The organism is Natrinema gari JCM 14663, assembly GCF_000337175.1.
Lineage (GTDB): Archaea > Halobacteriota > Halobacteria > Halobacteriales > Natrialbaceae > Natrinema > Natrinema gari.
In genome coordinates, this window is sequence record NZ_AOIJ01000039.1 from 47,111 (window position 1) to 61,044 (window position 13,934).

General features: G+C 60.3%; 12 protein-coding genes and 1 pseudogene. 10 read left to right on the top strand and 3 right to left on the bottom strand.

Annotated elements, in window-relative coordinates; genetic code table 11:
* Window positions 1-203 precede the first annotated feature (203 nt).
* The 8 genes and pseudogenes from C486_RS05345 (at window position 204) to C486_RS05380 (ending at window position 8,514) form a co-directional block, all read left to right on the top strand.
* Entirely contained in the window at window positions 204-1,460 is a 1,257-nt protein-coding gene (locus C486_RS05345) for a LeuA family protein (RefSeq protein WP_241432467.1), read from the top strand.
* Window positions 1,461-1,786: 326 nt separating this feature from the next.
* Entirely contained in the window at window positions 1,787-3,592 is a 1,806-nt protein-coding gene (gene ilvB, locus C486_RS05350) for a biosynthetic-type acetolactate synthase large subunit (RefSeq protein WP_008453879.1), read from the top strand.
* Window positions 3,589-4,251 (top strand): acetolactate synthase small subunit, encoded by a 663-nt coding sequence (gene ilvN / locus C486_RS05355; RefSeq protein WP_008453880.1) that lies wholly within the window; start codon window positions 3,589-3,591, stop codon window positions 4,249-4,251. Before ilvB ends, ilvN begins: the two co-directional genes overlap by 4 nt.
* Window positions 4,244-5,299, top strand: a complete 1,056-nt coding sequence (ilvC, locus tag C486_RS05360) for a ketol-acid reductoisomerase (RefSeq protein ID WP_008453883.1) — start codon at window positions 4,244-4,246, stop codon at window positions 5,297-5,299. The genes ilvN and ilvC overlap by 8 nt, the downstream gene beginning before the upstream one ends.
* Before the next feature lie 18 nt (window positions 5,300-5,317).
* A complete protein-coding gene (locus tag C486_RS05365; RefSeq protein ID WP_008453885.1) occupies window positions 5,318-5,602 on the top strand; it encodes a hypothetical protein in 285 nt (94 codons plus the stop codon).
* Window positions 5,599-7,020, top strand: a complete 1,422-nt coding sequence (gene leuC, locus C486_RS05370; protein ID WP_008453887.1) for a 3-isopropylmalate dehydratase large subunit — start codon at window positions 5,599-5,601, stop codon at window positions 7,018-7,020. Before C486_RS05365 ends, leuC begins: the two co-directional genes overlap by 4 nt.
* Window positions 7,017-7,652, top strand: a complete 636-nt coding sequence (gene leuD, locus C486_RS05375) for a 3-isopropylmalate dehydratase small subunit (RefSeq protein WP_008453889.1) — start codon at window positions 7,017-7,019, stop codon at window positions 7,650-7,652. The genes leuC and leuD overlap by 4 nt, the downstream gene beginning before the upstream one ends.
* A gap of 124 nt (window positions 7,653-7,776) precedes the next feature.
* A pseudogene (locus C486_RS05380) lies at window positions 7,777-8,514 on the top strand (transposase).
* A 509-nt stretch (window positions 8,515-9,023) separates the two neighbouring features.
* Here C486_RS05380 and C486_RS20840 read toward each other — a convergent pair.
* From C486_RS20840 to C486_RS05390, 3 genes are all read right to left on the bottom strand, one after another.
* Window positions 9,024-9,521, bottom strand: coding sequence for a hypothetical protein (locus C486_RS20840; protein WP_152419126.1), 498 nt, complete (start codon window positions 9,519-9,521; stop codon window positions 9,024-9,026).
* 84 nt (window positions 9,522-9,605) lie between these two features.
* Window positions 9,606-10,583, bottom strand: coding sequence for a hypothetical protein (locus tag C486_RS20845; RefSeq protein ID WP_152419127.1), 978 nt, complete (start codon window positions 10,581-10,583; stop codon window positions 9,606-9,608).
* A 114-nt stretch (window positions 10,584-10,697) separates the two neighbouring features.
* Entirely contained in the window at window positions 10,698-11,882 is a 1,185-nt protein-coding gene (locus tag C486_RS05390) for a hypothetical protein (protein WP_160164290.1), read from the bottom strand.
* 191 nt (window positions 11,883-12,073) lie between these two features.
* Between C486_RS05390 and C486_RS05395 the strand changes: the two genes are divergently transcribed.
* Window positions 12,074-13,054 carry an isocitrate/isopropylmalate dehydrogenase family protein gene (locus C486_RS05395; protein WP_008453895.1) on the top strand — a complete coding sequence of 327 codons (981 nt, stop codon included), beginning with the start codon at window positions 12,074-12,076 and terminating at the stop codon, window positions 13,052-13,054.
* A 50-nt stretch (window positions 13,055-13,104) separates the two neighbouring features.
* Window positions 13,105-13,934: MFS transporter (locus tag C486_RS05400; RefSeq protein ID WP_049910185.1), on the top strand; the 830-nt coding region annotated here is incomplete at its 3' end.

Sequence of the window (13,934 nt, forward strand, 5' to 3'; positions counted from 1 at the left end):
GCGGGTGCCGGCCGCGGCGGAACGGAGTATAATTCGCGGGGAATATTCGAGAATCGAGCCGAACGGCGAACTCCATCTAAACAGTACTAGGAGATACGATCAGATAATAGGTCGGTGCCGTCGTGCGGTTTTGTGATTGCCATGGTCGATGATGTTTAATTTGGCCGCCGAACATCGTTGGTTGCAGCGGTAGTTTTATATACATGGTCGCACCTCGGGTTGAGACACAATGTCTTCACAAGACAGCCCATCCTCTGATACCAATCAGGGGGGTCGAGTTCTTCCAGGGCACGTTAGATTCAACTGACGAAATAGAGTCAGCACGTGTCTTCGATACGACCCTCCGGGACGGCGAACAGTCGCCCGGCACTTCGTTCTCATACGACGATAAACGGCAGATCGCGTCCGTTCTGGACGAGATGGGAACCCACGTCATCGAGGCCGGGTTCCCCGTCAACTCCGACGCGGAGTTCGAAGCCGTTCGTGATATCGCTTCGGCAACGAGTTCGACGACCTGTGGGCTCGCCCGCGTCGTCGACGGTGACATCGAAGCGGCCCTCGATTCCGGCGTCGAGATGGTGCACACGTTCGTCAGCACCAGCGACGTCCAGATCGAGGATTCGATGCACGCCACCCGGGAGGAAGTCGTACAGCGCGCAGTCGAGTCGGTCGAACGCATCACCGAGGCAGGCGTAACCTGTATGTTCTCGCCGATGGATGCGACTCGAACCGACGAGGAGTACCTGCTCGAGGTGATCGAAGCGGTCACCGAGGCGGGTACCGACTGGATCAACGTTCCCGACACCTGCGGCGTCGCCACGCCGGGTCGGTTCCGGGCCATGATCGAAAAGATCTGTGCCCACACCGACGCGCGGGTCGACGTTCACGCCCACGACGACTTCGGGCTGGCCACCGCGAACGCCCTGGCCGGCATCGAAGCGGGCGCGGCGCAGGCGCAGGTCTCGGTCAACTCGATCGGCGAGCGGGCCGGCAACGCCGCCTACGAGGAGTACGTGATGGCCGTCGAGTCGCTCTACCAGTGTGACACCGGGATCGACACGACGCGCATCGCCGAACTCTCGGAGATCGTCGCGGAGAAAAGCGGCATGGACACGCCCGGCAACAAGCCGGTCGTCGGCGATAACGCCTTCTCCCACGAGAGCGGTATCCACGCCGCCGGCGTCATCGAAAACTCCGATACGTTCGAACCCGGCGTCATGACTCCCGAGATGGTCGGTGCCAAGCGCCGACTGGTCATGGGGAAACACACGGGTACCCACTCGGTCCGCGAGCGACTCGTCGAGCGCGGCTTCGAGCCTACCGACGAACAGGTCCGAGCGGTCACTCGTCGCGTCAAGGACTACGGGGCCGAGAAGCGCCGCGTCACCGTCGACGACCTCGAGCGCTTCGCCGAGGAGGCTGACATCGACCGTCAGTCCCAGGAGGAGGTGCGCGTCTGAGCGATGTCCGCCCCGTTTGCCACCGTTCGCGAGCCCTGGCTATCGCGTTCGAGCGATCGGAGCCGGATGACTCGTAAGGGTTATATCCCTCGAGGAAGCTATGTAGACAGTAATGACGGTCCGCGCTTCCCTGTCGACATCCGCACAGGCGGTCGACAGCAGCGCGCTCGCCTCGATTCGTATTGTAGGGGCACTATAGCCCCTCATCTAGTCCTTCATCACTTCAGTCCCGAATTCGCCGCATCGTTCTCCGAGCGATCAGCAATCCCCCAGATGACACACTACCGTACACCACCCGATCGCCGGCCCACGGCGGGAGGCAACCGATGAGCGAACGCGCAGCAAAGATTCCGCCAGCGGAAGAGGAACAGGACGGCGACCCGATCACCGACAGCGCCGCGCCCGACGCGGTCGCCGAGACCGCCGACTCCGAGACGACCGACCCCGTGACCACGGGTGCCGAGGCCGTCGTCCGCGCATTGGAGAACGCGGGCGTCGAGTACGCCTTCGGCGTGCAAGGCGGGGCGATCATGCCCGTCTACGACGCCCTCTACGATTCGGACATTCGGCACGTCACGATGGCCCACGAGCAGGGCGCGGCCCACGCGGCCGACGCCTACGGCATCGTCTCGGGCGAGCCGGGCGTCTGTCTCGCGACCTCTGGACCCGGCGCGACCAACCTCGTGACCGGCATCGCCGACGCCGACATGGACTCGGACCCGCTGCTCGCGCTGACGGGCCAGGTCCCGACGGAGTTCGTCGGCAACGACGCCTTCCAGGAAACCGACACGACCGGCGTCACGACCCCGGTCACGAAGGACAACACCTTCGCGAGCGATTCGGACCGCGTCGGCAGCGACGTCAGCGAGGCCTTCGCCCTCGCTCGCGAGGGCCGTCCGGGACCGACTCTGGTCGACCTGCCGAAAGACGTCACGAACGGCGAGACCGACCGCGAGCCCGACGCCCCGACCGTTCCGGACACTTATCAGGTCCAAGAACGGGCGGAGTCGGACCTCGTCGCCGCGGCGGCCGAGCGGATCGAGAACGCGTCCCGTCCGGTCATGCTGCTCGGCGGCGGCGTCATCAAGGGCGACGCCACCGACGCCTGCCGCGAGTTCGCCATCGAACACGAGATCCCGGTCATCACCACGATGCCCGGCATCGGCGCGTTCCCGGAGGATCACGAACTCTCCCTCGAGATGGCGGGCATGCACGGCACCGGCTACGCCAACATGGCGGTCACCCACTGTGATACGCTGCTCGGGATCGGAACCCGGTTCGACGACCGCCTGACTGGCGGCATCGAGACCTTCGCGCCCGACGCGGAGGTCATCCACGTCGACATCGATCCCGCCGAAATCTCGAAGAACATCTACGCTGACTATCCGCTGGTCGGCGACGCCGAAACGGTCGTCGAGCAGTTAGCCGCAGCCGTCGACGAGTCGCCCGAAGCCACGAAGTGGCGCGCCCAGTGCCAGCAGTGGAAATCCGACTACTCGATGGCCTACGACGCGCCGGAGGACAAGCCGGTCCAACCGGAGTTCGTCGTCGAGGCCTTGGACGAGGCCACGGGCGACCGCGCGATCGTCACCACCGGTGTCGGCCAACACCAGATGTGGGCCTGCCAGTACTGGACCTACACCGAGCCACGAACCTGGGTCTCGAGTCACGGGCTGGGCGCGATGGGGTACGGACTGCCCTCGGCGATCGGCGCGCGGCTCGCGGCCGACGACGATCAGGAGGTCGTCTGCATCGACGGCGACGGCTCGTTCCTGATGACGCTGCAGGGGCTGTCCGTCGCCGTCCGCGAGGAACTCGACATCACCGTCGCCGTGCTCAACAACGAGTACATCGGCATGGTTCGACAGTGGCAGGACGCCTTCTTCGACGGCCGCCACTCCGCGTCGGACTACGGCTGGATGCCCGAATTCGATAAACTCGCAGAGGCGTTCGGCGCTGAAGGGTTCCGGATCGACGACTACGATGACGTCGCCGACACGATCGATGCCGCGATCGCCTACGACGGCCCCTCGGTGATCGACGTCCACATCGATCCCGACGCGAACGTCTACCCGATGGTTCCGAGCGGCGGCGACAACGGCCAGTTCGCGCTGGCGGAGGAGCAGCTATGAAGCGCGGACTCGAGGGACCACCGCCGGAGGAACGGCCAACCCCCGCGGGACGGCGCAACAAGCAGGGCATTCGCATCGATCCCGAGGTCGAAGCGACCCACGAGCCCCGACGCACCGTCATCTCCGCGCTGGTCGAACACGAGCCCGGCGTGCTCTCGGACGTCTCGGGACTGTTCTCGAGGCGGCAGTTCAACATCGAGAGCCTGACCGTCGGCCCGACCGAAGACGAGGATCGCGCGCGAATCACGATCGTCGTCGAGGAGCCCGACCCGGGGATCGATCAGGTCGAGAAACAACTGCGCAAGCTCGTGCCGGTCATCGCCGTGCGCGAACTCGAGCCCGACGCGATGCGGCGCGAACTGGCGCTCGTGAAAGTCGCCGCCGCGGACCCCGCAGCGGTCAGCGCCGTCGCGGACATGTACGACGCGACGGCCGTTGACTCGAGTCCCGAGACTGCCACCTTCGAGATCACGGGCTCGCGACAGAAGATCGAAGCCGCGGTCGAGACGTTCAGCCGGTTCGGGATTCGAGAGATTTCCCGGACGGGGACGACGGCGCTGGCACGCGGCACGGACCGGACCGCGGCCCCCGGAGCGACAGCACAGTCCGCCGACGAGGCGAACCACAACGAGACATCCCAGACAGCAGACGATGACTGACGAATTCACCACCGACATTTACTACGACGACGACGCGGACGTATCGACCCTCGACGACGACACCGTGGCCGTGCTCGGCTACGGCAGCCAGGGCCACGCCCACGCGCTGAACCTCCACGAGAGCGGGGTCGACGTGGTCGTCGGGCTGCGCGAGGGATCGGCCTCGCGATCGGCCGCCGAAGCGGACGGGCTGACGGTCACGACGCCGGCCGACGCGGTCTCCCAGGCGTCCTACGTCTCCGTACTGGTGCCCGACACCGTGCAGGCGGACGTGTACGCGAACGCCATCGCGCCGAACCTCGAGGCGGGTGACACGCTCCAGTTCGCCCACGGGCTGAACATCCACTACGCCCAGATCGAGCCGCCGGAGGACGTCGACGTGACGATGGTCGCCCCCAAGAGCCCGGGTCACCTCGTCCGGCGCAACTACGAGAATGACGAGGGGACACCCGGCCTGCTGGCGGTCTATCAGGACACGACTGGCGACGCCGACGAGCGCGCACTGGCGTACGCGAAAGCCATCGGCTGTACGCGAGCGGGCGTCATCGAGACGACGTTCCGGGAGGAAGTCGAATCCGACCTCTTCGGCGAGCAGGCCGTCCTCTGTGGCGGCGTCACCTCGCTGGTCAAACACGGCTACGAGACGCTGGTCGACGCCGGCTACTCGCCGGAGATCGCCTACTTCGAGTGTCTCAACGAACTCAAACTGATCGTCGATCTGATGTACGAGGGCGGCCACGCCGAGATGTGGGATTCCGTCTCCGACACCGCCGAATACGGTGGACTGACCCGCGGCGACCGCATCGTCGACGAGACCGTTCGTGAGAACATGGAGGAGACCTTAGCGGAGATCCAGAACGGCGAGTTCACGCGCGAGTGGATCCTCGAGAACCAGGCCGGCCGCCCGAGCTACAACCAGCTTCGGGAGGCGGAAAAGAACCACGAGATCGAGGCGGTGGGCGAGCGACTGCGCGATCTGTTCGCGTGGGCCGAGGAAGAATCGGACGAAACCGACGACGAGTCCGTCCCGGTGCGGGCGGACGACTAACAACGACCCCGAACAACCATGAACGAAACCGACGACACGACAGAGACGATGGCCACTGTCAGCCACACCAACCCCTACACGGGACGGACGGCCGGCCAGCTGTTCAGCCGCGGACCGACCGTCGTAGCGGACGGTGGCGAGCCCGAATCGACCCCGACCGAGACCGACGAGGAGGACGAACAGGCGGAGCGACGAACGGAGATGCGCGACGTCGACCACACGCCGCCGCACAGTGCCGACGACGCGAATCGCGTCTTCGAGCGCGGCGTCGAGCACGGCGACACCGTAGAGGACGAGGAATGAGCGCGGAAACGCTGTACGACAAGGTCTGGGATCGCCATACGGTCACCACGCTCCCGACCGGGCAGGACCAGCTGTTCGTCGGGCTCCACCTCATCCACGAGGTGACGAGCCCCCAGGCGTTCGGGATGCTCCGCGAGCGCGACCTCGAGGTCGCCTATCCGGAACTGACCCACGCGACGGTCGACCACATCGTCCCGACGGCCGACCAGTCCCGTCCCTACGAGGAGGACGCGGCCGAGGAGATGATGGCCGAACTCGAAGAGAATGTCCGCGACGCGGGCATTGACTTCTCGGACCCGACGACGGGCGATCAGGGAATCGTCCACGTCATCGGCCCGGAGCAGGGCCTGACCCAGCCCGGCAAGACGATCGTCTGTGGCGACAGCCACACTTCGACCCACGGCGCGTTCGGCGCGCTCGCCTTTGGCATCGGGACCTCCCAGATCCGCGACGTGCTCGCGACGGGCACCGTCGCCATGGAGAAACAGAAGGTCCGCAAGATCCAGGTCGACGGCGAACTCGGCGACGGCGTCGAAGCGAAGGATATCATCCTCGAGATCATCCGTCGCCTGGGCACCGAGGGCGGCGTCGGCTACGTCTACGAGTACGCCGGCGAGGCCATCGAGAGTCTGGGCATGGAAGGGCGGATGTCGATCTGTAACATGTCCATCGAGGGCGGCGCTCGCGCGGGCTACGTCAACCCCGACGAGACCACCTACGAGTGGCTGAAAGAGACGGACTACTTCCAGGAGAATCCGGAGCGCTTCGAGGAACTCAAACCCTACTGGGAGTCGATCCGATCCGACGAGGACGCCGACTACGACGACGTCGTCCACATCGACGCCGACGAACTCGAGCCGGTCGTCACCTGGGGAACCACGCCCGGACAGGGGGTCGGGATTTCCGACCCGATTCCGGAGCCGGAGTCGCTGCCCGCGGAGAAACAGGACACCGCCCGACGCGCGCAGGAACACATGCGCGTCGAGCCCGGCGAGACGATGGCGGGCTACGACATCGACGTGGCCTTCCTCGGGTCCTGTACCAACGCCCGCCTGCCTGACCTGCGACGCGCGGCCCGGATCGTCGAGGGTCGGGAAGTCGCAGACGACGTCCGCGCGATGGTCGTCCCCGGCAGCCAGCGCGTTCAGGAGGCCGCCGCGGAGGAAGGGCTCAAGGACACCTTCGAGGAGGCCGGCTTCGAGTGGCGCAACGCCGGCTGTTCGATGTGTCTGGGGATGAACGAGGACCAACTCGAGGGCGACGAGGCCTGTGCCTCTTCCTCGAACCGGAACTTCGTCGGTCGACAGGGCTCGAAGGACGGGCGGACCGTCCTGATGAACCCGCGGATGGTCGCGGCGGCAGCGATCACCGGGGAAGTCTCCGACGTACGCGATCTGAAGGAGGTGACCTCGGTATGACGGACGAGGTCGAGATTCCGGCAGTCGACTCCGTTTCGGGGTCGGGCGTCCCGATCCGGGGCAACGACATCGACACCGACCAGATCATTCCCGCACGGTTCATGAAGGTCGTCACCTTCGACGGGCTGGGTGAGTTCGCGTTCTTCGATCTGCGGTTCGATGACGACGACGCCCAGAAGGAGCACCCGTTCAACGAGGACCGCTATCAGGACTCCTCGGTACTGGTCGTCAACAGCAACTTCGGCTGTGGCTCCTCGCGCGAGCACGCCCCGCAGGCGCTGATGCGCTGGGGGATCGACGCGATCATCGGCGAGAGCTTCGCCGAAATCTTCGCCGGCAACTGTCTGGCGCTTGGCATCCCAACCGTCACAGCAGACAGCGAGACGATCGAAGCCCTCCAGGACTGGGTCGACGCGAACCCCGACGGCGAACTCGAGATCGATGTCGAGGCCGAGGAAGTGACCTACGGCGATCGGACCATCGATGTCACCGTCGACGATGCCCAGCGGAAGGCCCTCGTGGAGGGCGTCTGGGACACGACGGCGCTGATGAAGTCCAACGCGGACGCAGTCCGCGAGACGACTCGAGCGTTGCCCTACGTCGACGACGCGGCGATTCCCGAAGCGGAGTAGTCTCGCACTCACCCGCTCGAGTGCGGGCTTTGATCGATTTATTATTCATAAGAAATTTAATACTTCTGAGCGGTCGCTACAGAGGCGAAGAAGACTGGGTACCGCGTCAGCGGTGCGGACACGAATAATTCTGCTTGATCTGTTTGGGTCGGAATCGGTCGCAGCGGATCTATTGGAGCAAGTTCGCTGATGTGAAGGTATTACCTGACCACATTACCGTCCTGACCGAACAGTCAGAAACGGAAGTTACAGAGATTTTCAACAGTATTTGTGTGATGATTTCGATCACATCTTCAGGACGATTCACGGGCGCATCGAGCGCCCTGTCGAACCGCTCGATGCGCCTTCTCTCGATCTCGTTAGACTGGTCTAAGTTGATAAAGTGTAGTCTCTGCCGGAAAAGAGGACGCGAGCGCGACCAGATGTCGCGCTCGCGTGGCTTGTCTACATGTGGACGAAGTTCGTACGGAAGCGACAAACCACCCGTGTTCATTCTTGCTGATCGTGGTACCAGCGACCGCTACGTAATTTCGATGAAAGCCGCAGACGAATCGAAGGTTCGGCTCCTGCTGGCCGACTGCCAGCAGAAGTCGCTAACCTTCTTTACTGATGGCTTTTGAGCGTACGAACCGCTTGAGGGGGATGATGAATTCGACCGGGAATACGTTGTCCATGGTGACGGCGAATACGCTGATGACAAGGTCCATATCAATACCTGCGGGGCCACTGTCGCGTCAGCGACGCGCGGCTTTTGTCCCATCAGGCATCGCTAAAAACAAGTTGACGAAATATCTTAGAGCGGTCCAACCCCGGTCGGGAATTATATCAAAAACCGGGACGACTACGTAAGAACGTTGATTAATACACACTCTAGTTGATTTGAGTAGACTGGGATCGTTTCTACTCGTGGTGGCTTGAGTTCCGTAACATAGAAATCTGTGTGGATGTGTTGAAGTTCACTTCTTGGGGTGTTATGAGCAGGTGATCTGCGAACCCCCGCAGTAATTTCATCTGTATACTTATCATGAGTTTCATGTCGGGTTCTAAAGTAAGGAACTGGAATATCAACTATGGTTGATCATTTCTTTTTGTCATCAAAATATCTGTCTATTCTAAGCGGGTAATTCTGTATTTCAGTCTGTGAATTTGGAACACGATGAATATATCTCTAACAAGTAGTGCGAAAGTGATATAATCAGGTGGAATAACTGTCCAATTTGGCTAAATCAATCTAATTTTCGCTTGCTGTTGGTGAGGTAACGGTGTCGTTTCCCTGGTTTACCGGTAGGGACGTTGGAACCGATCGTAGAGTCGGATAGGGAAATTGGATCACCGATGACATTCTCGGCTAGTTATTAAATATCACAGAGGCTATCTCGAAATATTTGTAAAGTATTCGGTCTTTTCTCTGTATTTTTGGACCTTTTTAGGATCTATCCGCTCGACCGACCAGATGAGTGATTCACCATTGGGATGGACATGTCCGTATAGTCCAATATATTCACTTTCTTCAGTAGCTTCACCAATCGTAGAGAACTGTTTGTCTATTCCACTGATCTCTCCCGTCACTTCGAAATATTCCGCTTTCTCCTCCCAAATATTAGGTACATACTCTTGATACGGTGGTATCGAGGTATTATCTATGTCCTTCCCGTGTTGATTTGATTCTATCGTTATCGTTTCAGCTACCGGTTCTGACTCGGCAGCACGAATCATCACTGTTATATCTACACTTTCACCATACATATTTATTATTGATATGTATATTAATCGTACCTCTTCGGAAATTAGGTGCGAAGCACAACCGGCAGTACTCGATATAAGTCCGACAGCAGCTTTTCCAAGTAGATTTCTTCTTCTGGAATCCATTTGAATAAGAGTTGTATTTGACCCACACTATAATAGATATATTGATTGTGATTCCTATGATATTCTATTTTAATTATATATGAATTACTTATTTGGGTTAAAAGTTACGTCACATTCGACAGAGGCATTTTTGCTCCAGTATAATTTTTCATCATTCTTCACTGACCGTTGCATAAGGATTGGTGGAACGCCTTCTTCCATCATTTTCTTTGTTTCATTAGGCTTAATGGGTACGATACCGTGATCTCTGAGTTCAGACTTACTTAACGACTCTATACGAGATTGGCCCGCGGATTGGGAAGTTCCACTGTATGTTGTTGGTGGGAGACCTCCATTTGAAAATTGGAGTTGATATTCGGCCTCGGACTCCCACGCAGAATACGAGGGATCGATTTTACTATTTACCGTCATATATGTAACTGGGCAACTGTCTTCACATATTTCTTGATCAACAACCAGCCAAGAATAATGCGAAACAGATTGGCGTCCGGCCCACCACGATTCACTCCACTTGATTCTATCAGAAGATCCAGAGTCAAAGTCTCCAGATGAAGTATATGCATCATAAAGTCCAGAGAAAAATGAATAGGGCGGTGCAAATTGTCCGATTGCGAATTCGACTGTCGATTTTGCAATTTCGTCCACATTTCCCCCGTCCCCATCAGAAACATTGGTCCACTTCCATATCGCCTCAGACGAATTTGGTTTCAGATTGAACTCACCTGCTCCGTGATCTGCTAATTCTGCTTCCAAGGAATGACCTTCAATGCCGAACGATCCTTGCCCGTGCGGTGTTATGTTTGTCCAGCAACTACAAACGTCAAAAACGTATTCTTCGCGATCCCCTATCGGTCTAGAAACTGTATTTGATCCCCAGAATCTCAAAACAGATGAGAGAACCATATCAGCGTCCTCGTCTCCGCCAACTTTTCCAGGATCATAACATTTCCACTGATCTTTGTAATCGTGATCATCAGCTGCAGCGTGCGAAGCGAGTCCAGTACCTGCGATTATTGATGCTGACGTTCCAACCGTGTGCATGAACTTTCTACGGTTCGCCATATTTCAATTATAGCTTAAATCCTATAATATATATATTTTGCTATTTTAGAAGCAAAAAGATAGTTGCCGTCGGCAGGAGCACGGGCGTGCAACGGTGACAACCTATAACACGGACTACGCCGGGAGTTGCGTCGCGTTTGACTCGATTCGAGTCAGTTGTTTGCCTCTCGGTCCGGCGACTTCCAGCAGGTCTGCGGTATCGTCTTCGAGAAAGTCCGAGGGGAGGTGACCCTGTTCGTAGTTGGTGACAACCGTTTCGAGCACCTTGAGCGCAGATGCTGCGGTTTCGGCGGTATCGTAGTGTTTCGGATGGCTGTTCTCAGTTAGCGTCGCGACTCTCGCTGCAAGCGTGTCATTGGCGATCGCCTGATCGCGGACGGATTCATCCAAACAGGTCGCGAGTTTCTCGCGTGTCTCGAGGCACGCTTCGTACTGATCGAGCCATTCCTCCATTGCTTCGAGTCCCGTGATGGCCATCTGTGCGCCCTGCAGCGTCGACAGATCGTAGTCAAGATCGATATCGATCGTCACCGGTTCGGGCGTCCGATACCGTAGCTTCTGGTATCGCTCCGAGAGTTGTTCGAAGCGAGCGTTTGCGATGGCCTGCGTTTCCAGCGCGTCGTCGATGACGCGACTAACCGAGTCCACTGGTGTCACTGCCCCGGCCCAGACGACGGATGCATATAGCGTGAGGATAGTCCACTCCTCGACGGTGAACGCGGGTACCAATCCCAACGCATACGCAACGATGCCGACGACCACTGGTGTACTAAGTCCAACAAAACTCACCAACGAAACCTGCTGTGGCGTGTTTCCGATCGCCATCCAGAAGTTCGACTTGTTGAATCGGTAGAGGAACACGATACCGATGACGGTGAGTCCCAACATACCCGATAAATCGGACAAGAACGAGACGAGATAGTACAGGACAACCGCCATAATGGCGGTAGCTAACGTCAAAACGTAGGTCATTACGTTCTTTACCGCTGGATGCTCGCTTGCCAGTCCCGCAGGTGCCCGGAGCCCAAACATGACCCACGCCACGAAAGAACTAGCCCCTACCATCCCGGTTGCGAAGGCGGCTACCGACACTGGCGAGTGAAGGTCAGCGATCGGAAACGGCGGGCTGAGCGTGTCGACCGGTCCGAGAGCTAATAGTAATGTCGTTCCGAGCAGAAGACCGCCGAAAAGCGAGGCGATCATAGAGGCTACGACGGTGTACCGTGGATAGAAGTCACCGAACGCAATTCCTTTCAAAATTGCAATCTGTGATTGATCTTGGTATGATTCAGGCATCATTTTCCCCACATTCAATAATCACTGTAAAGACTTTTGACTTAGGGTGAAAATTACTAAACTATTATATTTATGCCAGTCAATGGCGGTCAAAAGGCACATTCTCATCGCCGCGTCCAGTTAGGATCCGCCCGATACGATCGGCTGGATTCGAAATCGAATCACTTTCGATCTCCCGCTGCCACCGCTACACCGTGACTCACCAAATCGCCGTTATTCCGGGCGACGGGATCGGACGGGAAGTGACACCCGCCGCGGTCGAAGTGCTCGAGTCCCTCGAGATCGACTTCGAGTTCGTCGAGGCCGACGCGGGCGATGCGGTACAGGCGGAGACCGGCGAGGCGCTGCCCCAGGAGACCTACGACCTCGCGGCGTCGGCCGACGCGACGCTGTTCGGCGCGGCCGGCGACACCGCGGCGGACGTCATCCTGCCGCTTCGTACCGCGGTCGACTCGTTCGTCAACATCCGCCCCGCGAAGGCCTATCCCGGTATCGACGCGGTGCGTCCCGAGACGGACCTAGTCTTCCTCCGGGAGAACACCGAGGGCGTCTACGCGGGCCACGAGGACCGCCTGACGCAGGATGTCTCGACGCTTACCCGCGTCGTCACCGAGTCGGCCTCGGAACGGCTCGCCGAGTTCGCCTGCGAGTACGTCGACGGCGACGACCACGACGGCTTCTCGATCGTGCACAAGGCGAACGTCATGCGCGAGACGGACGGCCTCTTCCGCGACACGGTTAAGAGCGTCGCCGACGAGCACGGCGTCGAGACCGAGGAGGTCCTGATGGACGCCTTCGCGACGCGGGTCTGTCTCGACCCCGAACAGTTCGACGTGGTCGTCTGCCCGAACCTCGCGGGCGATGTCCTCTCGGACCTCGCGGCCGGCCTCGTCGGCGGCCTCGGTCTCCTCCCCAGTGCCAACGTCGGCCCCGATCGCGCCCTGTTCGAACCCGTCCACGGCACCGCACCCGACATCGCCGGACAGGGGATCGCGAACCCCGCCGCGACGATCATTTCCGCCGCGATGCTGCTCAAGTACCTCGGTTACGACGAGGCGAGCGCGGCCGTCCACGACGCGGTCGAAGCGACGCTCGAGAACGGACCGCGGACGCCGGATCTGGGCGGCGACGCCACGACCGCGGACGTGACTGCGGCGATCATCGACCGACTGTAAGCGACGGATCGCTCGCCGTTTTTTAGTGGCCCGCGACCGCCGACGGGTGTATGGATCGGAACGACAGGGCAGTGACCGCCTTTGCCATGCTCGGCCACGCCGCGTTCCACACCTACGAACTGGTGATCCCGATCTTCGTCGTCAGTTGGCTCGAGGCGTTCTCGACGACGCCGGCGTTTCTCGGCGGCATCGTCGGCGCGAGCTACGCCCTGATCGGCGTCGGCGCGCTCCCGACGGGGCTGCTGGCAGACCGGGTCAGTTCCAAGCGGCTCATCCTCGCCTGTCTGCTCGGGATGGGCGGTGCCTTCGCGCTCGTCGCCGTCGCTCCGACCGTCGCCGTCCTGACGGTCGGATTGCTGCTGTGGGGCGCGGCGGCGAGCCTCTATCATCCGGCGGGCCTGGCGCTGCTCAGCCGCGGGACGAAAGAACGGGGCACCGCCTTCGCGTACCACGGCGCTGCGGGTAACGTCGGCGTCGCGACCGGGCCGTTGCTCGCGGCAGTCCTGTTGGCGTTCGTCGACTGGCGGACCGTCGCCGCGTTGCTCTTCGTGCCGGTCCTCATCGCCGCGGTCGTCGGGGCGCGACTGGAGTTCGACGAGACCGCCGGTACCTCGGCTCGCGGTGCGGACGACGCCGGCACGGTTGGCGAGGGACCGCGCGGTCTCGCGGCGTTTCTCGCGGGTTCGCGGCGGCTGTTTACCGTCGGCTTCGGTCTCGTCTTCGCGATCGGTATCCTCTATGGCCTCTACTACCGGGCGGCGTTTACCTTCCTGCCGGACATTCTGGCGGCCCTGCCGCTGCTCGACCCGATCACGGTCGTCGGCCGCTCGTTCGACCCCAGCCAGTACGTCTACTCGGGACTCCTGCTCGTCGGCGGGAT